This is a genomic window from Cupriavidus sp. USMAHM13 (genome assembly GCF_001854285.1).
In the GTDB taxonomy this organism is placed as follows: Bacteria; Pseudomonadota; Gammaproteobacteria; order Burkholderiales; family Burkholderiaceae; genus Cupriavidus; species Cupriavidus malaysiensis.
Window position 1 is genome coordinate 3003053 of record NZ_CP017751.1, and the last position, 25759, is coordinate 3028811.

Annotated in this window: 25 protein-coding genes; 2 read left to right on the forward strand and 23 right to left on the reverse strand. The window is 68.1% G+C overall.

What is annotated here, in order from left to right; all coding sequences use genetic code 11:
- Nucleotides 1-74: 74 nt before the first annotated feature.
- Nucleotides 75-509 carry a universal stress protein gene (locus tag BKK81_RS13170; protein WP_071013637.1) on the forward strand — a complete coding sequence of 145 codons (435 nt, stop codon included), beginning with the start codon at nucleotides 75-77 and terminating at the stop codon, nucleotides 507-509.
- A 111-nt stretch (nucleotides 510-620) separates the two neighbouring features.
- Here the strand turns inward: BKK81_RS13170 and BKK81_RS13175 are convergent, their stop codons facing one another.
- The 22 genes from BKK81_RS13175 to BKK81_RS13280 all read right to left on the reverse strand — a co-directional run bounded on the left by BKK81_RS13175 (nucleotide 621) and on the right by BKK81_RS13280 (nucleotide 21985).
- Nucleotides 621-1370: a M48 family metalloprotease gene (locus BKK81_RS13175; RefSeq protein WP_083384109.1), complete on the reverse strand. Its 750-nt coding sequence runs from the start codon at nucleotides 1368-1370 to the stop codon at nucleotides 621-623.
- A 348-nt stretch (nucleotides 1371-1718) separates the two neighbouring features.
- Nucleotides 1719-3017 (reverse strand): isocitrate lyase, encoded by a 1299-nt coding sequence (gene aceA, locus BKK81_RS13180; RefSeq protein WP_071013642.1) that lies wholly within the window; start codon nucleotides 3015-3017, stop codon nucleotides 1719-1721.
- 364 nt (nucleotides 3018-3381) lie between these two features.
- Nucleotides 3382-4410 (reverse strand): alpha/beta fold hydrolase, encoded by a 1029-nt coding sequence (locus tag BKK81_RS13185; RefSeq protein WP_083384110.1) that lies wholly within the window; start codon nucleotides 4408-4410, stop codon nucleotides 3382-3384.
- Nucleotides 4411-4541: 131 nt separating this feature from the next.
- Entirely contained in the window at nucleotides 4542-4961 is a 420-nt protein-coding gene (locus tag BKK81_RS13190) for a gamma-glutamylcyclotransferase family protein (RefSeq protein ID WP_071013647.1), read from the reverse strand.
- A 2-nt stretch (nucleotides 4962-4963) separates the two neighbouring features.
- On the reverse strand, nucleotides 4964-5467 hold the full coding sequence (gene rraA / locus BKK81_RS13195) for a ribonuclease E activity regulator RraA (RefSeq protein WP_071013649.1): 504 nt from the start codon (nucleotides 5465-5467) through the stop codon (nucleotides 4964-4966).
- A gap of 55 nt (nucleotides 5468-5522) precedes the next feature.
- A complete protein-coding gene (locus BKK81_RS13200; RefSeq protein WP_071013652.1) occupies nucleotides 5523-7292 on the reverse strand; it encodes a thiamine pyrophosphate-binding protein in 1770 nt (589 codons plus the stop codon).
- A 196-nt stretch (nucleotides 7293-7488) separates the two neighbouring features.
- The gene (locus BKK81_RS13205; protein WP_071013655.1) at nucleotides 7489-8295 is read right to left on the reverse strand and encodes a LytR/AlgR family response regulator transcription factor; all 807 of its coding nucleotides are present in this window, start codon (nucleotides 8293-8295) and stop codon (nucleotides 7489-7491) included.
- Between the two features lie 92 nt (nucleotides 8296-8387).
- On the reverse strand, nucleotides 8388-9566 hold the full coding sequence (locus BKK81_RS13210; protein WP_071013658.1) for a sensor histidine kinase: 1179 nt from the start codon (nucleotides 9564-9566) through the stop codon (nucleotides 8388-8390).
- A gap of 85 nt (nucleotides 9567-9651) precedes the next feature.
- Nucleotides 9652-10023 carry a terminase gene (locus BKK81_RS13215; RefSeq protein WP_071013661.1) on the reverse strand — a complete coding sequence of 124 codons (372 nt, stop codon included), beginning with the start codon at nucleotides 10021-10023 and terminating at the stop codon, nucleotides 9652-9654.
- A 35-nt stretch (nucleotides 10024-10058) separates the two neighbouring features.
- Complete coding sequence (locus BKK81_RS13220; protein WP_231907922.1) at nucleotides 10059-10268, reverse strand: LiaI-LiaF-like domain-containing protein; 210 nt, start codon at nucleotides 10266-10268, stop codon at nucleotides 10059-10061.
- Nucleotides 10269-10530: 262 nt separating this feature from the next.
- Nucleotides 10531-11478, reverse strand: a complete 948-nt coding sequence (locus BKK81_RS13225; protein ID WP_071013663.1) for a CysB family HTH-type transcriptional regulator — start codon at nucleotides 11476-11478, stop codon at nucleotides 10531-10533.
- Nucleotides 11475-12629, reverse strand: a complete 1155-nt coding sequence (locus BKK81_RS13230; protein ID WP_071013665.1) for a sulfate/molybdate ABC transporter ATP-binding protein — start codon at nucleotides 12627-12629, stop codon at nucleotides 11475-11477. Before BKK81_RS13230 ends, BKK81_RS13225 begins: the two co-directional genes overlap by 4 nt.
- Before the next feature lie 61 nt (nucleotides 12630-12690).
- Nucleotides 12691-13602 carry a sulfate ABC transporter permease subunit CysW gene (gene cysW, locus BKK81_RS13235; RefSeq protein WP_071013668.1) on the reverse strand — a complete coding sequence of 304 codons (912 nt, stop codon included), beginning with the start codon at nucleotides 13600-13602 and terminating at the stop codon, nucleotides 12691-12693.
- A 1-nt stretch (nucleotide 13603) separates the two neighbouring features.
- Entirely contained in the window at nucleotides 13604-14557 is a 954-nt protein-coding gene (cysT, locus tag BKK81_RS13240) for a sulfate ABC transporter permease subunit CysT (protein WP_071013671.1), read from the reverse strand.
- A 162-nt stretch (nucleotides 14558-14719) separates the two neighbouring features.
- Complete coding sequence (locus BKK81_RS13245; RefSeq protein WP_071013674.1) at nucleotides 14720-15418, reverse strand: RBBP9/YdeN family alpha/beta hydrolase; 699 nt, start codon at nucleotides 15416-15418, stop codon at nucleotides 14720-14722.
- A gap of 32 nt (nucleotides 15419-15450) precedes the next feature.
- Nucleotides 15451-16296, reverse strand: coding sequence for an EAL domain-containing protein (locus tag BKK81_RS13250; RefSeq protein WP_071013676.1), 846 nt, complete (start codon nucleotides 16294-16296; stop codon nucleotides 15451-15453).
- Nucleotides 16297-16361: 65 nt separating this feature from the next.
- Nucleotides 16362-16577 carry a TOBE domain-containing protein gene (locus BKK81_RS13255; protein WP_071013679.1) on the reverse strand — a complete coding sequence of 72 codons (216 nt, stop codon included), beginning with the start codon at nucleotides 16575-16577 and terminating at the stop codon, nucleotides 16362-16364.
- 116 nt (nucleotides 16578-16693) lie between these two features.
- A complete protein-coding gene (locus BKK81_RS13260) occupies nucleotides 16694-17575 on the reverse strand; it encodes an ATP-binding cassette domain-containing protein (RefSeq protein ID WP_083384230.1) in 882 nt (293 codons plus the stop codon).
- 88 nt (nucleotides 17576-17663) lie between these two features.
- Complete coding sequence (gene ssuC, locus BKK81_RS13265; protein WP_071013683.1) at nucleotides 17664-18482, reverse strand: aliphatic sulfonate ABC transporter permease SsuC; 819 nt, start codon at nucleotides 18480-18482, stop codon at nucleotides 17664-17666.
- A gap of 10 nt (nucleotides 18483-18492) precedes the next feature.
- Complete coding sequence (gene ssuD / locus BKK81_RS13270; protein WP_071013685.1) at nucleotides 18493-19656, reverse strand: FMNH2-dependent alkanesulfonate monooxygenase; 1164 nt, start codon at nucleotides 19654-19656, stop codon at nucleotides 18493-18495.
- Nucleotides 19657-19712: 56 nt separating this feature from the next.
- Nucleotides 19713-20714: a sulfonate ABC transporter substrate-binding protein gene (locus BKK81_RS13275; RefSeq protein WP_071013688.1), complete on the reverse strand. Its 1002-nt coding sequence runs from the start codon at nucleotides 20712-20714 to the stop codon at nucleotides 19713-19715.
- A gap of 263 nt (nucleotides 20715-20977) precedes the next feature.
- Entirely contained in the window at nucleotides 20978-21985 is a 1008-nt protein-coding gene (locus tag BKK81_RS13280) for a sulfate ABC transporter substrate-binding protein (protein WP_071013691.1), read from the reverse strand.
- 614 nt (nucleotides 21986-22599) lie between these two features.
- Here BKK81_RS13280 and BKK81_RS13285 point away from each other — a divergent pair.
- Nucleotides 22600-22977, forward strand: a complete 378-nt coding sequence (locus tag BKK81_RS13285; protein WP_071013693.1) for a hypothetical protein — start codon at nucleotides 22600-22602, stop codon at nucleotides 22975-22977.
- Nucleotides 22978-23127: 150 nt separating this feature from the next.
- Here the strand turns inward: BKK81_RS13285 and clpB are convergent, their stop codons facing one another.
- A complete protein-coding gene (clpB, locus tag BKK81_RS13290) occupies nucleotides 23128-25716 on the reverse strand; it encodes an ATP-dependent chaperone ClpB (RefSeq protein ID WP_071013695.1) in 2589 nt (862 codons plus the stop codon).
- Nucleotides 25717-25759 lie beyond the last annotated feature (43 nt).

The window sequence follows — 25759 nt, forward strand, 5'->3', positions numbered from 1 at the left end:
ACCGCCCCGGCCTGCGCCAGGATCGCGGCACCGGCACCCGTCCTGACTATCGCCCCCTAAAGGAGGAGCCTCGTATGTTCAAGCACATCCTGCTGCCGACCGACGGTTCGGAACTCTCGAAGAAGGCCATCAACGGCGGCCTGGAACTGGCCAAGGCGATCGGCGCGCGCGTCACCGCCTATGTCTGCCTGGAGGAGTATCCCTACACCCCCTTCAGCGAGATCGTGGTGGAAGCGCCGCAGGCCTTCAAAGACCGCATCGAGAACCAGGCCAGGCTGTACCTGAAGGAAGTCGAAACGGCCGCGACAGCGGCAGGCATTCCCTTCGATTCCGACATGACCACCTTCGCCGTGCCCTACCTCGGCATCATCGATGCCGCGGAACGCCATGGCTGCGACGTCATCCTGATGGCCTCGCACGGCCGGCGCGGCCTGTCCGGCCTGCTGCTCGGAAGCGAGACGCAGAAGGTGCTGACGCACAGCGAGATCCCGGTCATCGTCTATCGCTGAGCCCCGCTCGCCGCCGCATCACCGGATCGCCGGCACGATCGCCGGCAGACATGGAAAGAAGGCCGCACCGTGGCACGGTGCGGCCTTTTTCACCTGCAGGGACGACGGCGCTCAGCCGGCCTTGCGGATGCGGTCTTCGATATGCTTGGCGCGGTCGTCCGAGCCAGGATGCGACGAGAACATGCTCGACTTGCCGCCGTCGAGCTTGGCCAGCTTCTGGAAGGCGGTCACGAGGCCGCGCGTGTTGGCCTTGTTCTTGCTCAGCAGGTCGAAGGAGTAATCGTCGGCCGCGCTTTCCTGCGTCTGCGAGAACTGCGCGTTGACCAGGGCCTCGCCCAGCTCGCCGAGTTGCGAGTTCGACAGCGCTGCCGCGGCGCCATTGCCGGACGCCGCCAGCGCGCCGCGCGCCGCCATCGCCGTATAGGCCACCTGCATCTTGTTCTTGGTGTGGCCCAGCGCTACGTGGCCCAGTTCATGGCCCAGCACGCCACGTACCTCATCGTCGGTCATCATGTCCATCAGCCCGCTGTAGACACGGACGCAGCCGTTGGCCATCGCCCAGGCGTTCACGTCCTTGGTCAGGTAGACCTTGGCATTGACGTTGGAGACGTCGGCGGTGGTCAGGCCGGTCATGATCTTGGCCAGGCGCTTGCCATAAGCGCTGTTCGCGGCGGCGATCTTGCTGGTCTTGTCCGATTCGGCGCACGCCTGGTCGGACAGGCTCTTGACATCGGCGTCGCTGAGAGTGGCTGCCTTCAACAGCGCACTGCCGGCGCCCACCATGCCGTTCACATCGGTGCCGGCGCAAGCGCTCAACATGACTGCGGCAGCCGCCGCGGCCAGGATTGCGGGAGTCTTCATGGTTCTAGGCCCTGGAGAGTGCAGGCATCCGCACCCATCGGTACGAAGCGGCCTGCTTATTGTGGTATATGTGCGCAAAGATGCGCACAAGAGGATACCTCTGGCGCCACAGAATCGAAACCCGATACCTTGAATTGTTGCAAATTGTGACAATTACCAAAATCATCACAATCGCCCGAGCCCGGCCAGCGCGGGACGCCACGCGATACATCAAAAAAAACCGCGCCGTCCTGAGAGAGACACGGCGCGGCGCCCAAAAAGGAAACGCGATGGTCGCGCGCTCCCTGGCGTGGCAGGCGGATGCACCAGGCATCCGGCCACTGTGTGGTGATGATCGGCTGCGGAAAGTCAGGCGACCTTCTTCTTGTCCTCGAAGAACTGCTCGTTCTCGGTCGAGCCCTTCAGCGCGGTGGTCGACGACTGGCCGCCTTCGATGGTCTGGGTCACGGCGTCAAAGTAGCCGGTACCGACTTCGCGCTGGTGCTTGACGGCGGTGAAGCCCTTCTCGGCGGCGGCGAATTCGTTCTCCTGCAGTTCGACGAAGGCGCTCATCTGGTTGCGGGCATAGCCGTAGGCGAGGTTGAACATCGAGTAGTTCAGCGAATGGAAGCCGGCCAACGTGATGAACTGGAACTTGTAGCCCATCGCGCCCAGTTCCTTCTGGAACTTGGCGATGGTGGCATCGTCCAGGTTCTTCTTCCAGTTGAATGAGGGCGAGCAATTGTAGGCCAGCAGCTTGCCCGGGAACCTGGCGTGCACGGCCTCGGCGAATTTCTTGGCGAATTCCAGGTCCGGTTTGCCGGTTTCGCACCACACCAGATCGGCTACTTCGGCGTAGGCCAGGGCACGGGCGATCGACTGCTCGATGCCGGCACGGGTACGGTAGAAGCCTTCGACGGTGCGCTCACCGGTGCAGAAGGGCTTGTCGCGATCATCCACGTCGGAGGTCAGCAGGTCGGCGGCCTCCGCGTCGGTACGGGCGATCACCAGGGTCGGCACGCCCGACACGTCGGCGGCCAGGCGCGCGGCGGTCAGCTTGGCGACGGCCTCGCGGGTCGGCACCAGCACCTTGCCGCCCATATGGCCGCACTTCTTCACGGAAGCCAGCTGGTCTTCGAAGTGCACGCCGGCGGCGCCGGCTTCGATCATGGACTTCATCAGTTCGAAAGCGTTCAGCACGCCGCCGAATCCGGCCTCCGCATCGGCCACGATCGGCGCGAAGAAGTCGGTGTCGCCCTTGCCTTCGCTCCATTGGATCTGGTCGGCACGCTGGAAAGTGTTGTTGATGCGCTTGACCACCATCGGCACCGAGTTGGCCGGATACAGCGATTGGTCGGGGTACATTTCACCGGCCAGGTTGGCATCGCCGGCGACCTGCCAGCCCGACAGGTAGATGGCCTTGAGGCCTGCCTTGACCTGCTGCATGGCCTGGTTGCCGGTCAACGCGCCCAGCGTGTTGACGAAGGGCTCGGTGTTCAGCAGGTGCCACAGCTTTTCGGCACCGCGGCGGGCCAGGGTGTGCTCGATCTGCACGGAGCCGCGCAGGCGCACCACGTCCTCGGCGCTGAAGTTGCGCTTGATGCCTTTCCAGCGGGGGTTGGTTTCCCAGTCATTCTGCAGTTTCTGCGCTTCGAGTTCGCGGGACATGTTCGCTCTCCAATGACGTTTGAGGGTATGGCGAAGAAAACTCGTTGGATCGGCGCGGGGCGCCCGCCTGCCGTCCGACCTGCCGCCCCGCATCCGTTGGCGCTGATGGCCAGCCAGCGATGCCTGTTCCGAGCGCCAGGTCATGTGTCTTATATAAGAGTTTAGAAAACCATCCCGCGCCGCAACAAGCGTCATAGGTGTCAAACAGACAGTTTTATTTTTTATAAAAATCAAATAGTTACAGAAATCATTCCATGATATGGCAAGCAGTCCTCCATCATGAGATAGGACGCCAGCACCGTGCATCCGTGCATTTTTGCCGAACAGAACCTCATTTCATATCGCAAAAAATACGAGGTACCAGTCAAGCCGCTCGCTGCACATGCGCGGCAAGCAGCGCGGCACTCGCCTCGGCGCCCTCGATATGCTCGACGAACTCATGCACCATCGCGGCCATGCCGGCAGGGTCGGACAGCGGCAGCCAATGCCGCGCCTCGACTTCGCGCCGCCATAGCGACGGCACCCAGCGCGGCAGCTTGTCGAAAAGTGCGGGACGCACATAGCGGTCGAGCGTCGGCACGATCAATTGCACCGGTGCATGGGCGTAGCGCTGGCGCGGCGCCCGCAGGCGCGGCAGGAAATTGGCGCGGTACAGTGCCACGCCGCGGCAGCCGTCTTCGGCCTGGGTGGGACTGGCGCCGACCTCGATCCGCTCGCTCAGGCGCAGATAGCGCGACCAGTGACGTCCGAGCCAGGTCCGCCAGTTCCATTCAGGCAGCCAGGGCAGATGGAAGAAGAGGATGTACCAGGACGCCATCAGTTGGCGCAACGAGGCCAACAGCGCACCCGGCGTGGGGCGCCCGGCCTGCTCGCGCAGCGCTAGGCTGACGTGATCCAGGCACGGCCCGGAGCAGGACGTGAAGGAGGCGATGCGCCCGCGCAGGCGCGCATCGGTGACGAATTCCCAGCTCTGGATCGAGCCCCAGTCATGGCCCACCAGATGCACCGGCCCCTGTGGCGACACGGCATCCAGCACAGCGATGAAATCGTCGGCCAGGCATTGCAGGCGGTAGCCATCGCGCCCCGCCGGAGCGCCGGAGGCCCCGGCGCCGCGCACATCGTAGACGACCACCTCGAAAGCGCTCGACAGGCAGGCCGCCACGCCATCCCAGACATGGCTGTTGTCCGGGTATCCATGCACCAGCACCACCACGGGACACCCCGGACGCTCCCAGATGCGGCCGGCCAGGCGCACGTCGCCCGACATCACGGCAAAGGCCCGCGCGGCGGCGATGCGGACACCGCCTGGCGCGCCTTGGCCGGGCGGCCCGGCCGCCGGGGAAGGCTTCGGTTCCTTAAGCGGCACGAAGGCGGGAGTAGAAGGTGGGGGCATGGGCTTCCTTTACATCAACGGATGTCAGGGTTGCCCATGCTAACCGGAAGGCGGCCGGGCAGGCAGCCCGGACAGCCGTTTGAAACGGATCGGTCGTTGCGGTGCCGCCGGTGCCGCCGACAGACGAAGCGTCAGGCGGGTGCTTGGTCGCGCGCGCGCCGGTAGGCCACCCAGTCACCGCTCTCGATGCGCGGCAGCGCGGCGGCAGCCGCGGCGTCGACCGGATAGATCAGGCAGTCCAGCGGCGCCCCGCCGGGGCGCGCTACCGGCATGGTGGTGCGCACGAACAGCGTGGCCTGGCCGGGATAGACCTCCTCGATCTCGTCGAGCACCGGCACCAGCGCCTCGTCGACCTCGTAGATATCGCCCAGCACCGCTCCCGCGGCGCCGTCGGCGACCAGCCCGGGATAGCTGCCGAAGTCATAGAGACGGCCCGCCACCGTGCCGCTGCCCAGGCAGCGCGGCGCGGCGATGCCATGGCGTGCCGCAGCGGTATTCAGATCGTTGACCTCGCCGGCGCGCAAGGTTCCATAGACGAAGACCAGCGGCATCTTCAGCCTGCATGGAGGGGCTTGTCGGCAACCAGCACGCCGTCGGCATCCGCATAGATCCAGTCGCCGGGATGCACCACGCCGCCCGGCATCTGTACGGCGACCTCACGCTCGCCGACGTTGCGCTTCTGGCTCTTCTGCGGATGCACGGCCAGCGCCCGCACGCCCACCTCGCAGGCATTGAGTTCGTCGGTATCGCGCACGCAGCCGTTGACCACGATGCCCACCCAGCCATTCTTGTCGGCAAGCTGGCCCAGGTTGCCGCCGACCAGCGCGCAGCGCAGCGAGCCGCCGCCGTCGACCACCAGCACGCGGCCCTCGCCCGGTGTCTCCAGGACCGCGCGCACCAGCGAGTTGTCCTCGAAGACCTTGAGCGTGGCGGCCTGCCCCGCGAACGTGGCGCGCTTGCCGAGCTGCCGCGCGAACACGGGCGCCAGCACGCGCAGCGTGCCGGCGGCGATGGCCGGCTCGTTGGCGTCGCACAGGTCGGTGGTGGCGAATATCATGGGTAACTCCTGGACTTGGTTGAAGGAATGCGGTGGCGGCGCATGCCCGCGCCACTCATTGGCCGCCGCGGCCGGCGGCGAGTGCCTGCGCACGGATCGCCGACAGGGTCGTGCGTGGCGTGATTGCATCCGGGTCGACGCGGACCTCGATCAATGCCGGGCGCCCCGCCGCCAGTGCTTCGCGCAGGGCAGGCTCGAAGGCGCTGGTCTCGGTCACGAGGACGCCGTGCGCGCCGTAGGCTCGCGCCAGCGCGGCGAAGTCCGGGTTGTGCAGCTCGGTGCCGCTGACATGGGTCGGGTACTCGCGCTCCTGGTGCATGCGGATGGTGCCGTACATGCCGTTGTTGACCACGATGAAGACCACGGCGGCGCCGTACTGCACGGCCGTGGCCAGTTCCTGGCCGTTCATCAGGAAACAGCCGTCGCCGGCCAGCGCCACCACCGTGCGCTGCGGGAAGGCGATCTTGGCCCCGACCGCGGCGGGCACGCCGTAGCCCATGGCACCGCTGGTCGGCGCGAGCTGGCCGCGACCGCCGGCGCGGAAGGGGCGATAGCGGAAATAGCGGTGCAGCCAGCTGGCGTAATTGCCCGCACCATTGGTCACCACAGCATCGTCGGGCAGCACGCGGTCCAGGGTACGCACCACTTCGGCCATGTCCACGCCTGCATGCGCAGCGCCCGCCTCGGCCGCCGGCGGCACGCGATAGCGCTCGTAGTCGGCATGTGCCGCCTCGGTCCAGGCACGCCAGCGCGCCGCCACCGGCGGCTCGAGGCGCGCCAGGCGCGCGGCGATGGCCGGCATCGAGGCCTGCACCATCAGGTCGGCCTGGTACACGCTGCCCAGTTCCTCGGCGCCCGCGTGCACGTGGATCAGCGTCTGCGTTGGTCGCGGCGCCCGCACCAGGGTATAGCCACCGGTGGTCATCTCGCCCAGGCGCGGCCCGACCGCCAGCAACAGGTCGGCGCCGCGGATCCGTTCCGCGAGCGCGGGATTGATGCCGATGCCGACGTCGCCCGCATAGTTGGGATGGCGGTTGTCGAACAGGTCCTGCCCGCGGAAGGCGCAGCCCACCGGCAGCGCAAAGCGCTCCGCGAACTGTTCCATCTGGGCGCAGGCCTCGGGCGTCCAGCCGCTGCCGCCCAGCAGCAGGAAGGGACGCTCGGCGCCGGCCAGCAGGCTGGCCAGGCGCGCCAGCTCGGCTTCGCCGGGCCAGCTCATGACACGCTGGTAGGGCGCGGGCAGGGCCGCCGCGGCGTGCCGGGTCAACATGTCCTCGGGCAGCGCCAGTACGACCGGCCCCGGGCGGCCGGCGGTCGCGGTCTGGTAGGCGCGCGCCACATACTCCGGAATGCGCTCCACCCGGTCGACCTGCGCCACCCACTTGGCCATCTGGCCGAACATGCGGCGATAGTCGATTTCCTGGAAGGCTTCGCGGTCCATGAAGTCGGTGCCGACCTGGCCGATGAACAAGATCATCGGCGTCGAATCCTGGAAAGCCGTGTGTACGCCGATGCTGGCATTGGTCGCCCCTGGCCCGCGCGTGCAGAAGGCCAGGCCAGGCTGGCCGGTCAGCTTGCCGTAGGCTTCGGCCATCACGGCCGCCCCGCCCTCCTGCCGGCAGACGATGAAACGCATCTGCTCGCGGCGCCGGTGGAAGCCATCGAGCACGGCCAGGTAGCTTTCGCCCGGCACGCCGAAGGCCAGGCGTGCGCCCTGGGCCAGCAGGGTGTCGACCAGCAGGTGGCCACCCAGTTCGGCGGATGGCGAGGAAACAGCGGGATCAGCGGGATCAGCGGAAGCAGGAGCGGGAATCGGCTGGGACATGACGGCTGGCGGCGGCTGGCGGCAGATGACGTCGAGGGAAGGCTCGGGCGGCAGCGCGACGCAGCAAACCGCAGCGTGCTGGCCGCCGCGCGTCCCAGGCCGGTCGGAGCGCGCAAGGCGCCGCCCCAAGCTCGACATCATAGAGGAAATCCACGCTGCCCAGCGCAGCGTGTCCCGCGCGACGGGACCGCCGCCGCTACATCTGGCGGAACAGGTGCGCGTACTGGCGCGCCACCGGCAGCATTTCGTTGCGGTGGCGCAGTTTGAGGCTGACCCGCCCCAGCGACTGGTTGACGGCACTGGTTACGCAATCGATGTTGACGACGGTGCCGCGGTGGATCTGCCAGAAGCGCTCTGGATCGAGCTGCTGCGCCAACTCGCGCAGGCTGGTGCGGATCAAGGCCTCGCCATTGGCCGACACCACGTTGACGTACTTATCGGTCGCCTCCAGGTAGATCACCTCGTCGACCGGGATGATGCGGACTTCCTGGCCCACCAGGGCCTTGATGAAGCGCAGGTACTGGCCCGGCTGCTGCGGCGGCCGCTCGAGCGACTCCAGCCGCTCGAGCAATTGGGCCAGGCGCGCGCTGTCGACCTGGGCCGGTGCGGGTCCGGCGGCAGCCGGCCCGGCCAGGCGGGCCTTGAGGCGCGCGACGGTGGCGGCCAGGCGCTCGCTCTGTACCGGCTTGAGCACGTAATCGACCGCGGCCCGCTCGAAAGCCTCTACCGCGAACTGGTCATAGGCTGTCACGAACACGACCAGCGGCGGCCGCGGCGACTCGAGCAGTTCGCGCGCCACGTCCAGGCCGCTCATGCCGGGCATGCGGATGTCGAGGAAGGCGACTTGCGGCGCTTCGGCACGCGCTGCCTCCAGCGCCGCCACGCCATCATGCACCGCCGCCACCACCAGTGCCTCCGGCCACAGCCGTGCCAGCTCGGCCTCCAGCACGCGGGCCAGCAGCGGCTCGTCATCGGCGATCAGGACGGTGGGACTTTGCGCCATCAGCGGACCTCCTCGATATCGTTGTCGTTGTCGTTGTCATTGCCGTTCAGTTGCCACGGCCGCTGCCGGCACAGCCGCCGAGGGCCCGCGGCTCAGGAACGTGCGGCGGCGCCGAGCGAAGCGGTGGCAGGCCTTCCCGCCAGCGCCGGCCCGGCTTCCCCGGCACCGGAAGCGGCGCGCTGGCCGGAATCCCTCGCCCCCTGGCCGATCGGCAGGGTCAGGCGCACGATCACGCCACGCGGGCTGTTCTCTTCGATCTGCATGGAAGCCCCGGCGCCGAAGATGCGCGCCAGCCGCTCGCGCACATGCGTCAGGCCGAGGCCGGAACCCTTGCCGCCGCCATGCGCAAACCCGACGCCGGTATCGGCAATCGACACCTGCACGGCGCCGTCGCCTGCGGCCCGTGCCGACAGCACGATGCGTCCGCCCATCATGCAAGGCTCGATACCGTGGGTGACGGCGTTCTCGACCAGCGGCTGGATCAGCATCGGCGGGATCTCGACCTCCGCCAGCTCGGCCGGCAGGTCGAGCTCATACGACAAGCGGGCGCCGAAGCGCATGCCCTGGATATCCAGGTAGCTGCGCAGCAGTTCGAACTCCTGGCTCAGCGTGCACTGCTCGGCGCGCGTATGCGCCAGCGAGGTGCGCAGGAAGCCGATCAGCCGCTGCAGCAGGCGGCGCGCAGCGTGCGGGTCGGTGGCGATGAGGCCATCCAGGTTGGCCAGCGAATTGAACAGGAAGTGGGGCTCGATCTGCGCCTGCAGTGCCATCAGCTGCGCACGCACCAGTTGCTTCTCCGCCTCCTCCCGCTGCAAGGCGTCGAGCGCCGCATGCCGCTCCAGGTAGGCCAGTTTCTCGCGCGACCAGTAGAAGTAGATCATGCTCGCCGAGGCCAGCATCCCCACCACCAGGCTGACACGCATCATTTCGCTGATCTCGCCCGGCGTCTTGGGCGGCAGGCCCAGCGACACGCGTGAGCACCAGCCGCCGATGATGACTCCCAGCGGCACTGCCGCCGCCGCCAGCAACAGGAAAGGCAGGCGGCGCGGCTTGTCGTTCCACCACAGGAAGACGCGCGGGATATCGATCAGCACCCAGATCGACAGACCGATCAACTGGCTGTAGACGAAGTTGTGCCAGAGCGAGCCGCCGGTCTGGAAACCGTAGTTCAGGCTGACCGCAATCACGGTGTTCATGCAGAGCACGAACGCGAGATCACGCATGAGGATCGAGAAACGCGACGGCACGGCAAGAGCAAGGCAGGGTTTCATGACAACTATCTTAACCGCGTCCGTGGCAGCGGCAAGGCCCGGGCACCGCGCCGGCAACGCCCGCGGCACGCCCGCCGCCCGCACCTCAGTCGGCCGCGCCCGGCTGCGGCCTGCGCGCACGCCACGCCTCGCGCCAGCCACCGCTCAACAGAAAGCGCGGAAAAGTGATCCATTGCTCGGCCAGGATGCGTGCCAGCGCGTCGCCTGCACCGCCGAACGGCTCGGGCGCGTGACGCTCAAGTCGATGGCCGCGCCCCTGCAGTGCCAGCGAGCCGAGCGCGGCGGCCAGGCCGGCGCCGGCGAACAGCGGGCTCCCCTGGCAGACGCCGGCCAGCACGGCCAATGTGCCGGCCATGAACAGGGGCACAGCGAACAGGTGCAGCAGCAGGTTGCGGGGATCCTGGTGGTTGCGGCCATAGCCGCGCCACTGCCACCGCAGCAGCGGGTCATCGCGCATGATCGGGCGCCTCGGGGGGCTGGCGGGTGCGCTGCTCAGCGGCGCAGGGCGCTGCGGCGCAGCAGCATCGCCACGCCGATGACCACCAGCAGCAGCGGCCACCACTGCCGCGCGAATGCTTGCGGCAGCAGCCCCGCATGCTGCAGCAGGAACACGCCGCCCAGCAGGATCAGGATCAGGGGGGCCAGCAGCCCGCGGTAGCGGGGGCGGCCGCAGCCTTCCTTCAATTCGTTCGCATTGCTCACTCGCGCTCTCCTCGCACCGGCCTCGAGGGGCCGTTTCCTGCGCCGCAGCATGCCGGCTCCAGCCCGTGTCCGGGCTCGGGGAGCAGCGCCGCCGCCGCAGCGTGAACGCAATGTACGCCCGGCGCCGCCGCGGCGGAAGATGCGTGCGACGAATGGGCCTGGCGAGGCGCCAACGGCCCGGCAGGATGCGCGAGCGGGCGGCGGTGGCTGCCTGTGCGGCCTGATCGACCGCACAGGCCCCGGCGCCGGCAGGACGCCGGGCTCAGGCGGCCAGCGCCTGCCGCCCCGCCGTCTCGGTCAGCACCGTGCTGACGGTCTCGCGCGACAGGTGGGGGGCGAACATATTGATGAAAGCATGGGCATAGCCGCGCAGGTAGGCACCACGCCGCACCGCCACGCTGGTGGTGTTGGCCTCGAACAGATGGTCGGCCGAGATGCGCACCAGGCCGGCATCCTTGCGCTCGTCGTAGGCCATCGACGCGATGATGCCCACGCCGAGCTCCAGCTCCGCATAGGTCTTGATCACGTCGGCGTCCATCGCTGTCAGGACGATCTCCGGCTGGAGGCCGGCGGCGGCGAACGCGCCGTCGATCTTGCGGCGTCCGGTGAAACCGGCGTCGTAGGTAATGATGGGGAAGCTGGCGATATCTTCCAGCGTCGGCTCGGGCAGGTGCGTCAGCGGGTGATCCGGCGAAACCACCAGCACGTGCTGCCAGTGGTAGGCCTCGAAGGAGGTCAGCCCGGCTTCGCTGGCCACCGCCTCGGTGGCGATACCGATGTCGGCCTGCCCGGTCAGCAACAGTTCGACGATATGGGCAGGCGAAGCTTCCTGCAACGCCAGCGTCACATGCGGGTAGGCGCGACGGAAGCTCTGCACCACCTTGGGCAAGGCGTAGCGCGCCTGTGTATGGGTGGTAGCCACCGTCAGCCGGCCAGTGTGGCGCCCGGCGAACTCGTCGCCGGCCTGGCGCAGGTTCTCGGCCTCGAGCAGCAGGCGCTCGACGATGCGCACGATCTCGCGGCCCGGCTCGGTCAGGCCGGTCAGCCGCTTGCCGTAGCGCTCGAAGATCTCCACGCCCAGCTCTTCCTCGAGTTCGCGGATCTGGCGCGACACGCCTGGCTGGGAGGTGTAGAGGGCGTTGGCGACCTCGGTCAGGTTGAACTGGCGGCGCACCGCCTCGCGGATCGATCGTAGTTGCTGGAAATTCATTGTGTGGCTCCCTGCTTGGCGGCATGCGCGCCTCGTGCGCGCGCCGCGTTCTTGTCTTGTCCTTCGCCGCGCTGCACGAACACGCGCAACTGGCGCGGGCGTACCGCGAGCAGTTCGCCTTCGCGGAAGCCCGCGTGGCGGAAGCGCTCCAGCGGCAAGGCCGCCTCGATCACGCCCAGCTTGTCTTCGCGCTCCAGTTCGAGCTGCGCCACCGGCCCCAGCGCCAGCGCGCGGCGCAGCGTCACGGCGATGCCTTCGGCACCCGGCGCATAGCGCTCCAGGTCGAGTTCGTGCGGGCGCGCGTAGGCCACGGCTTCGCTGCCGTCCTCGTGGTCGGCTTCGTAGCTGCCGGCCACCACCGGCAGCGAGGCCTCTCCGGTATGCAGCACCCCGCCGCCGGCGCCCAGCTCGAGGCGGCCGTGGAACAGGTTCACGTTGCCGAGGAAGCCGAACACGAACGGTGTGGCCGGATGGTTGTAGACCGCTTCCGGCGTACCCGCCTGCTCTACCTGGCCGCGGTTCATCAGCACCACCTGGTCGGCCACTTCGAGGGCCTCTTCCTGGTCATGCGTGACGAACACGCTGGTCACGTGCAGTTCATCGTGCAGGCTGCGCAGCCAGCGGCGCAGCTCCTTGCGTACCTTGGCGTCGAGCGCGCCGAACGGCTCGTCCAGCAGCAGCACGCGCGGCTCCACCGCCAGCGCGCGGGCCAGCGCGATACGCTGGCGCTGGCCGCCGGAAAGCTGGGTGGGATAGCGGTCGGCCAGCCAGTCGAGCTGCACCAGTTCCAGCAGCGAGCGCACCTTGTCGCGGATCTGCGCCTCGCCGGGCCGCTCGCCGCGCGGCTTCACGCGCAGGCCGAAGGCCACGTTCTCGAACACCGTCATGTGCTTGAACAGCGCGTAGTGCTGGAACACGAAGCCGACGTTGCGCTGGCGCACATGCTGCTGCGAGGCATCGCTGCCCGACAGCAGGACCTGGCCGGCGTCTGCCCGCTCCAATCCGGCGATGATGCGCAGCAGCGTGGTCTTGCCGCAGCCCGACGGTCCCAGCAGCGCCGTCAGCTCGCCCTCGGCGAAATCCAGCGAGACCTTGTCGAGCGCGACGAAATCCCCGAAGCGCTTCTCCACGTTCCTGACCTGAATGCTCATGATGCCTGTCCTTGTTGCCTGTCGTGGGGGCCTGCCCCTGTCCTGCCTCACCTGCCCTGCTTCACGCCGGCGCGCCCGGCGCGCCGGCCTTGCTTTCCCTGGCGGCGCGCATCTCGACCAAGGTCTTGATGCCCAGCGTGACCAGTGCCAGCAGCGTCAGCAGCGAAGCCACCGCGAATGCCGCCGCGAAGTTGTATTCGTTGTAGAGGATCTCCACGTGCAGCGGCATGGTATTGGTCAGCCCGCGGATATGGCCCGACACCACCGAGACCGCGCCGAACTCGCCCATGGCCCGCGCATTGCACAGGATCACGCCGTACAGCAGGCCCCAACGGATATTGGGCAACGTGATGTGGCGGAAGGTCTGCCAGCCCGAAGCGCCGAGCACGATGGCGGCCTCCTCTTCTTCGCTGCCCTGCGCCTGCATCAGCGGAATCAGTTCGCGCGCGACGAAGGGGAAGGTCACGAAGATGGTCGCCAGCACAATACCCGGCACGGCGAACATGATCTTGATGTCGTGCGCTTCCAGCCACGGGCCCAGCCAGCCCTGCGCGCCGAACAGCAGCACGTAGATCAGGCCGGAGATCACCGGCGACACCGAGAACGGCAGGTCGATCAGCGTGATCAGCAGGCTCTTGCCGCGGAACTCGAACTTGGCGATGGCCCAGGCCGCCGCCACGCCGAACACCAGGTTCAGCGGCACCGCGATGGCGGCCACCGTCAACGTCAACTGGATCGCCGACAGGGCGTCGGGCTCGACCAGTGCCTCCCAATAGGTCTGCACGCCTTTGCGCAGGGCCTCGTAGAAGACCGAGGCCAGCGGCACGAACAGGAACAGGGCCAGGAACAGCACCGCCACCGCGATCAGGGCGCGGCGCACCCAGGGCGCCTCGCCGGTAGCGTCGTGGAAAGTGCCGGCGGGCTGCCTTGCGTTCAGGCGCCCTGCCAACGAGCTCGCTGCGGTTCCGGCCATCTCAGTGCTCCTCCGCCGCAGCGGCGTCATGCGCGGCTGCCCGCACACCCGACTGGTGGCGCCGGGTCCAGGCCTGCAGCAGGTTGATCAACAGCAGCAGCACGAACGAGATCACCAGCATCACCACCGCCACGGCGGTCGCACCGGCATAGTCGTACTGCTCCAGCTTGGAATAGATCATCAGCGGCGCGATCTCGGAGACCATCGGCATGTTGCCGGAGATGAACACCACCGAGCCGTACTCGCCGGTGCCGCGCGCGAAGGCCATGGCGAAGCCGGTCAGCAGGGCCGGCAGGATGGTCGGCAGGATCACGCGCCGGAAGGTCTGCAGCCGGGTCGCGCCCAGGCTGGCGGCGGCCTCCTCCAGTTCCTGCTCCACGTCCTCGAGCACCGGCTGCACCGTGCGTACCACGAAGGGCAGCCCGACGAAGGTCAGTGCCACCACCACGCCCAGCGGCGTGAAGGCAACCTTGATGCCGAGCGGCTCCAGCCAGCGGCCGAGCCATCCGTTACCGGCGAACAGCGCAGTCAGTGCAATGCCGGCCACCGCGGTCGGCAGCGCGAACGGCAGGTCCACCAGGGCATCGATCAGGCGCTTGCCGGGGAAGCGGTAGCGCACCAGCACCCACGCCACCACCAGGCCGAACACGGTGTTGACCACCGCCGCCACCAGCGAGGCACCGAACGAAAGCTGCAGGGAAGCCACCACGCGCGGCGCGCTGACCGTGTTCCAGAAGACCTGCCAGCTCATGGTGAAGGTCTTCAGGAAGGTCGCGGACAAGGGGATCAGGACGATCAGCGCGAGATAGAACAGTGTGAAGCCCAGCGACAGTCCGAAGCCCGGCAGCACGGTGAAACGCTGGCTGATGCGCTGGCTGCTGCCGCGCCGCGCGGTGTTCGGCGCATCCGGCCGGGCCGGTGGCGGATTGTCCGCCAGGGAAAGGGAGGAAGGCATCTCGTCTCGTTTGCTGAAGCCCGGTGGGCCGCTTGCGCGGCGCTCCCGGGACGGGGGCTCTCTTCTTTATGCCGCCAACGCATATCGCGCCAGCCTACGAGACAGATTCTGCAGATCGCCCCTTATAAACAGAACGAATATTTGCGCATTTCTTTAATCGATTTAGATATAAGGAACCGTCGGCACGACTTCCACCCCCGATTCCCAGGGCCCGGCCCGCTCCTCGGTCGAAAGCGCGCCCGCCTCCGTCGCGTCGATCCGTTGCAGCAGCGTCGCGAGCAAACCCAGCCCGGCGGGCCACTCTTCGAGTCCGGATTCGGCATTGATGTGCCCGAGGAGGCCCACGTCGACCAGTTCGCTGCCCCACAGCGTGCCCCAGCTGAAGGCGGTGCGCTGCGGCATCCAGGGGTCGTCGCGGCTGGCGACGAGCAGAGACGGGAAGGGCAGGTGCGAGGTGGGCAGCAAGCCGCCGACGCCGAATTTCTCGGGATCGGCTGGCGCCACCAGCAGCGCGCCGGCGATGCCCGAGGGATCGAGCGCGGCCTGCCGCAGCACGGCCAGGCAGCCGAAGCTGTGCGCCACCAGCACCGCGCCGCGCGGCGCCACGCGCTGCGCGCGCATGACGCCCTCGGAGACGCGCTCGGTCCATAGCGCCAGGCTGGGCCGCGACCAGTCGTGCTGTTCGATGCGCTGCCAGCCGGCGAAGCGGCGTTCCCAGCGGCTCTGCCAATGCGCCGGGCCGCTGCCATGCAGGCCCGGAACGGTCAGCACCTGCAGCCCTTTTGGTACATCCAGGCGGGCCTCGTCGACGGCCGCTCGGGCAACCGCCCTGCCCGCCCCCTGCGTGATGATCCGGTTCATGCCAGTTTCCTTTCGGTTTCCGCTTTCGATGTTCAGCGTTGCACCAGGGGCGCGGCCGCGCGCAGGCTGCGCACGGTCACCGCCTCGCCGGTGTAGCTTCCCTGCCCCAGTGCGATACCGGCCGCCTGCAGGCGCTCCACCGACAAGGCGTCCTGCAGCCGCCGCCCCACCAGCGTCACCCCCGCATTGCTGGCGCTGGCATGCAGGCCGGCCAGTTGGCGGTCGGTCCAGGTACGGCGCATGTCCAGCTTGAGCCAGTCAGGCTGAGCATGCGCCATCAGCGCGCCGGCCTCGGCCGGATCGGCGGCCTGCAGGCTGACCGCGAAGCCGTTGCGGCGGTAGTTGCCCACCACGTGCAGCAGCAGCGGCAGGTCCTCGTTGGCGCTCGCCGGCACCTGGATCACGAAGCGATCCAGCGGCAGGCCCAGCGAATACAGCGCGCGCCGGAAAGCCGCGCCATGGTCGTCGGCCACTGCGGCCAGCAGGCGGTTGTGCACGTTGAGCACCAGCCTGCCGCTGCCGTCGGCGGCGAAATAGTTGATCGCGTGCACCAGGCGCGACAGCCGGTCGAGCGAGACCAGGGAATCGTCGTCGGCAGCCATGGCGAACAACTTCCAGGCCGCCAGACCGGGATCGTCGCCGCCGGCCTGCGCGCCGGAGTAGGTCCGGATCGAGCCTTCGTGCGCCACCACGGTCCGGTCGGCGAGGTTGACCAGCGGCTCGAAGGCGCTGGTCAGGGAACAGTGGAAAAACTGCCCCTGCACCTGCCCGCGCGCGTCGCGCCAGAGCGTGCGCCCGGACTCGGGCTGGCGCGGCAGGGTGTCGATGTAGCGGGCGAGCGCGCTTGCCAGCGCGCCGGATTCGATCTCGCTTGCCATTGCGGTTTCCTCGCGCAAATCTCCGCCGGGCATGGCGACCGTCGCCGCCGAGTCCGTCGTCTGCGTCACAGCTTCGCCACGGAAACCTCGGTGGCCTTGACCAGCGCGACGACATCGCTGCCGATGGTCAGGCCGAGATCCTTGACCGAGCGCGTGGTGATGACCGAGGTCACGATGCCCGCCGGCGTCTGCACGTCCACCTCGGAGACCACGGGTCCCTCGATGATGGCGGCGACCTTGCCGCGGAACTGGTTGCGAACGTTGATGGCCTGAATGCTCATGATAGAAGCTCCTGCGGTTGAGGGAGTAAAAGTTGAATCCGGGCGGAAGCCCGGCAAGGTTGATCAGGGGAAGCGGCGCTGGCACCACGCCAGGCATGCACCATCCGGCACGCGGCCTAGACCGCCCAGCGCACCGATTCGACGCTGCGCACCAGCGACCAGTCGGCGCTCGCCTCGCACCCGTGCGGCGCCGGCGCATCCTCGGCGCCGCGCTGCGCCTGGCGCATCACGCGGCGCAGCACCGCGTCCTCCAGTTCGGCGAAGGCGGCACTGCCGCGCTGGCGCGGCCGCGCCAGCGCGACGGCATGGTCCAGCGTGATGCGGCCGTCTTCGATCAGCACCACGCGGTCGGCCAGGGCGATCGCCTCCGAAACGTCGTGCGTCACCAGCAGCGCGGTGAAACCGAGCCGCCGCCACAGGGATTCGATCAGGGCCTGCATCTCGATGCGGGTCAGCGCGTCCAGCGCGCCCAGCGGCTCGTCCAGCAGCAGCAGGCGCGGGTGGTGCACCAGCGCGCGCGCCAGCGCCACCCGCTGGCGCTGGCCGCCGGACAGGCGCGCCGGCCATTCGCCGGCCCGTTCGGCCAGGCCGACCTGATCCAGCACGCGCGCGGCTTCCCCGCGGCGCTCGCGCGGCAGGCCGAGCGCGACGTTGTCCAGCACGCGCTTCCACGGCAGCAGGCGCGAGTCCTGGAACATCACGCGGATGTCACCCGGGAGCCCGCCGGCCGTTTCGCCTTCCCGGCCATCGAGCGCGATCTCGCCCGCGTCGGCCGCCTCCAGCCCGGCCACCAGGCGCAGCAAGGTACTCTTGCCGCAGCCGCTGCGGCCGACGATCGCGACGAACTCCCCCGGCGCGGCCTGCAGGTCCACGCCATGCAGGACTTCGCGGCCGTCGTAGCGCTTGACGACCTGCTGGATGCGCAGGGCCATACCGCCGGCAGTTGCCAGTTCGCGGGGCCGCTCCTGCGCCGCCCGCTCTTTCGTGCGTGCTTCCATCGTGCGCGCTTCCAGCAGGGCCAGCGCGGCCTGTTCGATCGGATTGCTCTGCATGCTTGCTCCTTGCCTCGTCCTTGCCGGTGCCCGCTCAGGCCGATTGATAGCCTGGATGCCAGCGCAGCCAGAAGCGTTCCAGCCCGCGCGACAGCACATCGGCCAGCTTGCCTAGCAGCGCGTACAGCAGGATGCCGACCAGCACCACGTCGGTCTGCAGGAATTCACGCGCGTTCATCGTCATGTAGCCGATGCCCGACTGCGCGGAAATAGTCTCGGCCACGATCAGGATGACCCACATCAGCCCCAGTGAGAAACGCACGCCCACCAGGATGCTGGGCAGAGCGCCGGGCAGGATCACCTCGCGGTACAGCCGCCAGCCCGACAGGCCGTAGCTGCGCGCCATCTCCACCAGGCCCGCGTCGACTGAGCGGATCCCGTGGTAGGTATTCAGGTAGACGGGGAAAAACACCCCGAGCGAGACCAGGAACAGCTTGGCGGTCTCGTCGATGCCGAACCACAGGATCACCAGCGGGATGAGCGCCAGCGGCGGGATGTTGCGCACCATCTGCAGCGTGCTGTCGAGCAAGGTCGCGGCCGGGCGGAAAGTGCCGGTCAGCAGGCCCAGCGCCAGGCCGAGGCCGCCACCGACGGCGAAACCGGCCAGCGCGCGCCAGGTGCTGACCCAGACGTGTTTCCACAATTCGCCCGACACGGCCAGGCCCCAGGCGGCCTCGGCCACCGCCAGCGGCGCCGGCAGCACGCGGTTGGACAGCCAGCCGGCCTGCGAGGCCGCCTGCCACACCACCACCAGCAGCACCGGCACCACCCAGGGTGCGATGGCCTGCCCGAGGGCACGCACCCGGGCCGTTCGCGGGCCGCGCTGCGACGCCGTCACCAAGGGAGCGGACATGGCGGTCTCCTCAGCCCTGCGCCGCGCGCGGCACGATGCCGGTGGCCATGACTTCGCCGAAGGGGCCCGACAGGACCTGGCCCGGCAGCTTTTCGCGCACCGCGCGCGGCAGCAGCGGGAACACCAGCTCGGCGAAACGGTAGGCCTCTTCCAGGTGCGGGTAGCCTGACAGCACGAAGGTGTCGATGCCCAGCTCGGCATACTCGGCCATGCGCGCCGCCACGGTCTTGGCGTCGCCGACCAGGGCGGTGCCGGCCCCGCCGCGCACCAGGCCTACGCCGGCCCACAGGTTCGGGCTGATCTCCAGCGCCTCGCGCGAGCGCTTGGCACCGCCGGCATGCAGCGCGGCCATGCGGCGCTGGCCTTCCGAATCCATCTTGGCGAAGACCGCCTGCGCGCGCGCCACGGCGTCGTCGTCGAGCTTGCTGATCAGGTCGTCGGCCGCCGCCCAGGCCGCCGCCTCGGTCTCGCGCACGATCACGTGCAGGCGGATGCCGAAGCTGACGGTGCGGCCATGGCGCGCGGCGCGCGCGCGCACGTCGGCGATCTTCTCTGCCACCGCCGCGGGGGGCTCGCCCCAGGTCAGGTAGGTCTCCACCTGTTCGCCGGCGAGCTCATGGGCAGCTTCCGAAGAACCTCCGAAGTAGATCGGCGGATGCGGGCGCTGCAAGGGCGGATAGATGACCTTGGCCCCCTTCACCTGCAGGTGCTTGCCGGCGAAGCTGACCTGGCCGCCTTCGTGGCTGGCGGCCAGGACCTCGCGCCAGATGCGCAGGAACTCGCTCGAGGCCTCGTAGCGCTCGGCATGGTCGAGAAAGAGGCCGTCACCCTCCAGTTCGGCGACGTCGCCGCCCGTCACCAGGTTGACCAGCAGGCGTCCACCCGAGATGCGGTCGAAGGTGGCGGCCATGCGGGCGGCCAACGTCGGCGTCATCAGGCCCGGACGCAATGCCACCAGGAAGCGCAGCTTGCGCGTCACCGCGGCCAGCGCCGAGGCGGCCACCCAGGGATCCTCGCAGGAACGCCCGGTGGGAATCAGCACGCCGTCGTATCCCAGCGAATCCGCCGCCACGGCGACCTGCTTGAGATAGTCGAAATCCACCATGCGCGCGCCCTGCGAGGTGCCGAGGTAGCGGCTGTCGCCGTGGGTGGGGATGAACCAGAAAACCTGCATGTCCTTGCCTCGTTTGTCTTCGCTAAGTCTTCGCTAAGCCGTCGTTGCGGGCGCCATCAGCGCGGCGCCTGGCGCCAGCTGGCGTCAGCGACCTGGATCGCCTTGGGAATCAGCTTGAGTCCGTGGAACACATCGGCGATACGCTGCTGCTCGGCCAGCACCTCGGGCGTGACCGGCTTCGCGCCATAGGCGAAGCGCGCCACGGCCAGGTCCACCACCGCGGGTTCGAGACCGAGTTCGGTGGTCAGCACCGAAGACGCGGCCTTGGGGTTCTTTTCCGCCCAGGCGCCGAGGGCGGCCAGTTCGTCCAGGATCAGCTTGACCACATCGGGCCGCGCTTGCGCATAGGCCCGCGATGCCAGGTAGAACTGGTGGTTGCTGACCACGTTGCGGCCGTCGGCGAGCACGCGGGCATTGAGCTGGACCTGCGCGGCGGCCAGGAACGGATCCCATATCACCCAGGCATCGACCGCGCCGCGCTCGAACGCGGCGCGCGCATCGGCCGGCGCCAGGTAGACCGGCTGGATTTCGCTGTAGGGCACGCCCGCCTTCTCCAGCAGGCGCACCAGCAGGTAGTGGACGTTGGAACCCTTGTTCAGCGCCACGCGCTTGCCGCGCAGGTCGGCCACCCGCTGGATGGCGGAATTGCGCGAGACCACGATGGCCTCCGCGGCCGGGGCCGGCGGCTCGTTGCCGATATAGGCAAGCTGGGCGCCGGCCGCCTGGGCGAAGATGGGCGGCGCCTCGCCCACGGTGCCGAAGTCGATCGAGCCGACGTTGAGGCCCTCTAGCAACTGCGGACCGGCCGGGAACTCCGTCCACTTGACGCCGATGCCGAGCGGCGCGAGGCGCTGCTCCAGCGTGCCGCGGGCCTTCAGCAGCGTCAGGGTGCCGTACTTCTGGTAGCCGATGCGGAGCTGCTTGGGATTGATGGACTGCGCGCCGGCCGGCGTGGCGAGCAGTGCGTAGAAAAGGCCGACCGCCGCCACCAGCGCGACCTGAAGCAGTCTGCGGGCACGGTTCGGCAGGGTCGGCAGGGAATTCTGGCTGGCGTTCATCGGTAGCGCTTCCTGGTTCGGTCTGCAGCATTCCATCGTCGGCACGGCCGCATGGCGCGACAGGCGCGCACGACCGCCCTCCTGCAGCCCGCCGCGCGGGCCGCATGCCTGCGGCGGGACCGGGGCTCGCTACGCGCGTGGCGCACCGGCCCTTGCCTGCCGTCCTTCAGTTCAAGCGGGACATCGTTCGCGGGGGGCGACCGCCTGCCTCGCCTTCGTTACGCGGGCCAGGGCTCCGTTCGCATGCCTCAGCCCCCCGGGGTTCAGCGCTTGCCTGGCTGGTAGATCTGGTCGAACGAGCCGCCGTCGGCAAAGTGGGCCTTCTGCGCCTTCTGCCAGCCGCCGAACACTTCGTCGATGGTGAACAGCTTCACTTTGGGAAAGTTGGCCGCGTACTTGGCCGCCACCTTCTCCGAAATCGGGCGGTAGTAGTTCTTGGCGGCGATCTCCTGGCCCTCTTCGCTGTAGAGGAACTGCAGGTAGGCTTCGGCCACCTTGCGCGTGCCCTTCTTGTCGACCACCTTGTCGACCACCGCCACGGGCGGCTCGGCCAGGATGGAGACCGACGGCGCGACGATGTCGAACTTGTCCGGACCGAGCTCCTTGACGGCGAGAATCGCTTCGTTCTCCCAGGCAATCAGCACATCGCCCAGGCCACGCTCGACGAAGGTGGTGGTGGCGCCGCGCGCTCCCGAGTCCAGCACCGGCACATGCTTGAGCAGCTCGCCCACGAATTCCTTCGCCTTCTGTTCATTGCCGCCCGGCTGGCGCAGTGCATAGCCCCAGGCTGCCAGGTAGTTCCAGCGCGCCCCGCCGGAGGTCTTCGGGTTCGGCGTGATCACCTGCACGCCCGGCTTGACCAGGTCGCCCCAGTCCTTGATGCCCTTCGGGTTGCCCTTGCGCACCAGGAACACGATGGTCGAGGTGTAGGGCGAGGCATTGTGCGGCAGGCGCTTCTGCCAGTCCGGCTTGAGCAGGCCCTTCTCCGCGATCGCATCGATGTCGTAGCCCAGCGCCAGCGTCACCACGTCCGCATCGAGGCCGTCGATCACCGAGCGCGCCTGCTTGCCCGAGCCACCGTGCGACTGGCGGATGGTCACGGCGTCGCCGCCCTTGGCCTTCCACTCCTTGGCAAAGGCCGCGTTGACGTCGACATACAGCTCACGGGTCGGATCGTAGGAAACGTTCAGCAGGTTGGTGTTGGCCGAGGCGCCTTGCGCCGCGCCGAGCAGTGCGACTGCCGCGAGTCCGATGGCCAGCTTGCGAATCATCTTGTCTTGCTCCCTTCTTCGTGTCGTGAAGCGCCCATCGGCGCCGGCTTTATGGCCTTCCGCGCTGGGAAAGCTTGCTTGTGTCAGGGGAGAAGACTACCGAGCGGCCTATCTGAACGGAACGAATGGTTTCGCCGATCCTTGCGCGCTTTGCGCATAAGATCCGGCCGCTATATGCACATGCCGCACAACGGCAGCGGACCGGCCGGGAGCACGGTGACAGCCGCCGCCACGATGGCGCGGCCCAAAGAAAAAACCCGCCCGCCTTGCGGCGCGCGGGTCAAGTTTCCTGGCGGAAACGGGTAGACAAGTCATGAAGAGCGCCCCCGCATCTCCATGACCGAACCCATGATAGCGAGGGCGTCCCGCGCGTGGCTTGACGCACGTCAAAGGCCATGCACGCTGGTAAGAGTGGCGCCGGCAGCATGCCCGATAGACGCGCGCAGGAGCGGCCCTCGTGCCGTTCGTGACACGCGGCGGCTCGGCATGGCCGCGCTCGACCTGCACTTGGACACGTCCGGTTGAGGATGTAAAGGAGCCGTTACAAAGCCGGCCAACTGTAATGTAGGCCTGGGGCTAGAGTAGAGTCATCGACGTCCCCGGAGAAGAAAATCATGAAGCGCCCCTTGCTGGTCGTCGCGGCCTGCGGTGCCCTGGCCCTGGTCGCCGCGCAGTCCGCACTGGCTCGCGTCGACGTCGACTTGAACATCGGTGTCCCGGCCCCGGTCTATGCCCCGCCGCCGGTCTATGTGGCGCCCCCCGCGCCGGTCTATGCACCGCCCCCGGTGGTCTATCCGGCCTATCCGGCGGCACCGGTGATGGTTGCGCCGCCGGGCATCGTGATCGGCTGGCACGGCGACCGCTACTGGGACGGCCGCCGCTGGTGGGGCCGCGAGGAATGGCGTGGGCGTGGCCACGATGAGTGGCGCGGGCGTGGGCACGAGGAGTGGCGCGAACGTGGCCATGAGGAGTGGCGCGAACATCACCGATGAACGTGCGGTGAACGTGACCGCGCTTGACCCAGTGCTCGGGGCATGGTCCCCATCCACCCTCTCATTTCACCGCGTCGCAAACAAAAACCGCCCCGGATGGGGCGGTCTTCATGGCAGCGCATTGGCCGCCCGGCGAGCGGCCGATACCGCTCAGTGGACGTTGCGGCCGAAGGTAAACTCGCCGTCGCGGTAGTCCACCGGTACCACATCCTTGGCGGCGAACCTGCCCTCGAGGATGGCACGCGCGACCGGGTTCTCGATCTGCTGCTGGATCGCCCGCTTGAGCGGCCGCGCCCCGAACACCGGATCGTAGCCCGCCGTGGCGATCTTGCGCAGCGCCTCGTCGGTGACCTCCAGCGTCATGTCCATGCGGGCCAGGCGAGCCTGCAGACGTTGCAGCTGGATGCGCGCGATCGACTCGATATTGCGCTGATCGAGCGCGTGGAACACCACCACTTCATCGATGCGGTTGAGGAACTCGGGGCGGAAATGTGTGCGCACTTCCTGCCATACCGCGCCCTTCACCGCCTCCTGCGGCTCGCCAGCCATCGACTGGATCAACTGCGAACCCAGGTTCGACGTCATTACGATCACGGTGTTCTTGAAGTCCACCGTGCGGCCCTGGCCATCGGTCAGGCGGCCGTCGTCGAGCACCTGCAGCAGCACGTTGAAAACGTCCGGGTGGGCCTTCTCGACTTCATCCAGCAGTACCACGCTGTACGGCTTGCGGCGCACCGCCTCGGTCAGGTAGCCGCCTTCCTCATAGCCGACATAGCCCGGAGGCGCACCGATCAGGCGGCTCACGCTGTGCTTCTCCATGAACTCGCTCATGTCGATGCGGATCAGGTGCTCCTCGGAGTCGAACAGGAACTCGGCCAGCGCTTTGCACAGCTCGGTCTTGCCCACGCCGGTCGGCCCCAGGAACAGGAAGGAACCGTAGGGCTTGTTCTCGTCCGAGATGCCGGCGCGCGAACGGCGGATGGCGTCGGACACCAGCCGCACGGCCTCGTCCTGCCCAACCACGCGCTGGTGCAGCCGGTCCTCCATCTTGAGCAGTTTCTCGCGCTCGCCCTGCATCATCTTCGACACCGGGATGCCGGTCGCACGGCTCACCACCTCGGCGATCTCCTCGGCGCCCACCTGCGTGCGCAGCAGCTTGTTGGGCTGCTTCTGCTCGCTGGCCTCGGCCGCCGTCGCCGCCTTCAGCTTGCCTTCCAATTCGGGCAGCCTGCCATATTGCAGCTCCGCCACCTTGTCGAGCTTGCCTTCCCGCTGCAGCTTGGCGATCTCGAGCTTGATCTTGTCGATCTCTTCCTTCAGCGCGGCGGCCCCTTGGGCTGCGCCCTTCTCGGCCTTCCAGATCTCATCGAGGTCCGCATACTCCTTCTGCAGGCGCTCGATCTCCTGCTCGATCAGTTCCAGGCGCTTCTGCGAAGCCTCGTCGGTCTCCTTCTTGACCGCCTCGCGCTCGATCTTCAGCTGGATCAGCCGGCGGTCGAGCTTGTCCATCGCCTCCGGCTTGGAGTCGATCTCCATCTTGATGCGCGCCGCCGCCTCGTCGATCAGGTCGATGGCCTTGTCCGGCAGGAAGCGGTCGGTGATATAGCGGTGCGACAGCTCCGCCGCTGCGACGATGGCCGGGTCGGTGATCTCGACGCCGTGGTGCAGCTCGTACTTCTCCTGCAACCCGCGCAGGATGGCGATGGTGGCTTCCACCGTGGGCTCGTCCACCAGCACCTTCTGGAAACGGCGCTCGAGCGCGGCATCCTTCTCGATGTACTTGCGGTACTCGTCGAGCGTGGTGGCACCGATGCAGTGCAGCTCGCCGCGCGCCAGCGCGGGCTTGAGCATATTGCCCGCATCGATCGCGCCCTCGGCCTTGCCGGCGCCCACCATGGTGTGGATCTCGTCGATGAAGACGATGGTCTGTCCTTCGTCCTTGGCCACGTCGTTGAGCACCGCCTTCAGGCGCTCCTCGAACTCGCCGCGGTACTTGGCGCCAGCCAGCAGGCCGGCCATGTCGAGCACCAGCACGCGCTTGTTCTTCAGGCTCTCGGGCACCTCGCCGTTGACGATGCGCTGGGCCAGGCCCTCTACGATGGCGGTCTTGCCCACGCCCGGCTCGCCGATCAGCACCGGGTTGTTCTTGGTGCGGCGCTGCAGGATCTGGATGGCGCGGCGGATCTCGTCGTCACGGCCGATCACGGGATCGAGCTTGCCGAGGCGCGCGCGCTCGGTCAGGTCGATGGTGTACTTCTTGAGCGCCTCGCGCTGGGTCTCGGCATCGGCACTGTTGACGTTGTCACCGCCCCGCACGGCCTGGATGGCTGCCTCCAGCGACTTGCGGCTGAGGCCGTTCTCGCGCGCGATGCGGCCCGCCTCGCCCTTGTCGTCGGACAGGGCCAGCAGGAACAATTCGCTGGCGATGAACTGGTCGCCGCGCTTGATCGCTTCCTTCTCGGTGGCATTGAGCAACGCGCCCAGGTCGCGCCCGACCTGCACCTCGCTGCTGCCCTGCACCTGCGGCAAACGCTTGATGGCAGCATCCAGAGCCGACTGCAGGCCGTTCACGTTGACGCCGGCGCGGGCCAGCAGGCTGCGCGCCCCGCCGTCCTGCTGCGTCAGCAGCGCGCGCAGCACGTGCTGCGGCTCGATGTATTGATTGTCGTGTCCGATCGCCAGGCTCTGTGCATCAGCCAGCGCTTCCTGGAACCGGGTCGTCAGTTTGTCCAAACGCATGTGGAATCCCTCTCTCGGTGTGTGTCCTGATGAGGAGGAGGCG

Coding starts and splice junctions, on each gene's coding strand:
- BKK81_RS13170 (WP_071013637.1), top strand. CDS start 75: ATGTTCAAGCACATCCTGCTGCCGACCGACGGTTCGGAACTCTCGAAG.
- BKK81_RS13175 (WP_083384109.1), bottom strand. CDS start 1,370: ATGAAGACTCCCGCAATCCTGGCCGCGGCGGCTGCCGCAGTCATGTTG.
- aceA (WP_071013642.1), bottom strand. CDS start 3,017: ATGTCCCGCGAACTCGAAGCGCAGAAACTGCAGAATGACTGGGAAACC.
- BKK81_RS13185 (WP_083384110.1), bottom strand. CDS start 4,410: ATGCCCCCACCTTCTACTCCCGCCTTCGTGCCGCTTAAGGAACCGAAG.
- BKK81_RS13190 (WP_071013647.1), bottom strand. CDS start 4,961: ATGCCGCTGGTCTTCGTCTATGGAACCTTGCGCGCCGGCGAGGTCAAC.
- rraA (WP_071013649.1), bottom strand. CDS start 5,467: ATGATATTCGCCACCACCGACCTGTGCGACGCCAACGAGCCGGCCATC.
- BKK81_RS13200 (WP_071013652.1), bottom strand. CDS start 7,292: ATGTCCCAGCCGATTCCCGCTCCTGCTTCCGCTGATCCCGCTGATCCC.
- BKK81_RS13205 (WP_071013655.1), bottom strand. CDS start 8,295: ATGGCGCAAAGTCCCACCGTCCTGATCGCCGATGACGAGCCGCTGCTG.
- BKK81_RS13210 (WP_071013658.1), bottom strand. CDS start 9,566: ATGAAACCCTGCCTTGCTCTTGCCGTGCCGTCGCGTTTCTCGATCCTC.
- BKK81_RS13215 (WP_071013661.1), bottom strand. CDS start 10,023: ATGCGCGATGACCCGCTGCTGCGGTGGCAGTGGCGCGGCTATGGCCGC.
- BKK81_RS13225 (WP_071013663.1), bottom strand. CDS start 11,478: ATGAATTTCCAGCAACTACGATCGATCCGCGAGGCGGTGCGCCGCCAG.
- BKK81_RS13230 (WP_071013665.1), bottom strand. CDS start 12,629: ATGAGCATTCAGGTCAGGAACGTGGAGAAGCGCTTCGGGGATTTCGTC.
- cysW (WP_071013668.1), bottom strand. CDS start 13,602: ATGGCCGGAACCGCAGCGAGCTCGTTGGCAGGGCGCCTGAACGCAAGG.
- cysT (WP_071013671.1), bottom strand. CDS start 14,557: ATGCCTTCCTCCCTTTCCCTGGCGGACAATCCGCCACCGGCCCGGCCG.
- BKK81_RS13245 (WP_071013674.1), bottom strand. CDS start 15,418: ATGAACCGGATCATCACGCAGGGGGCGGGCAGGGCGGTTGCCCGAGCG.
- BKK81_RS13250 (WP_071013676.1), bottom strand. CDS start 16,296: ATGGCAAGCGAGATCGAATCCGGCGCGCTGGCAAGCGCGCTCGCCCGC.
- BKK81_RS13255 (WP_071013679.1), bottom strand. CDS start 16,577: ATGAGCATTCAGGCCATCAACGTTCGCAACCAGTTCCGCGGCAAGGTC.
- BKK81_RS13260 (WP_083384230.1), bottom strand. CDS start 17,575: ATGGAAGCACGCACGAAAGAGCGGGCGGCGCAGGAGCGGCCCCGCGAA.
- ssuC (WP_071013683.1), bottom strand. CDS start 18,482: ATGTCCGCTCCCTTGGTGACGGCGTCGCAGCGCGGCCCGCGAACGGCC.
- ssuD (WP_071013685.1), bottom strand. CDS start 19,656: ATGCAGGTTTTCTGGTTCATCCCCACCCACGGCGACAGCCGCTACCTC.
- BKK81_RS13275 (WP_071013688.1), bottom strand. CDS start 20,714: ATGAACGCCAGCCAGAATTCCCTGCCGACCCTGCCGAACCGTGCCCGC.
- BKK81_RS13280 (WP_071013691.1), bottom strand. CDS start 21,985: ATGATTCGCAAGCTGGCCATCGGACTCGCGGCAGTCGCACTGCTCGGC.
- BKK81_RS13285 (WP_071013693.1), top strand. CDS start 22,600: ATGAAGCGCCCCTTGCTGGTCGTCGCGGCCTGCGGTGCCCTGGCCCTG.
- clpB (WP_071013695.1), bottom strand. CDS start 25,716: ATGCGTTTGGACAAACTGACGACCCGGTTCCAGGAAGCGCTGGCTGAT.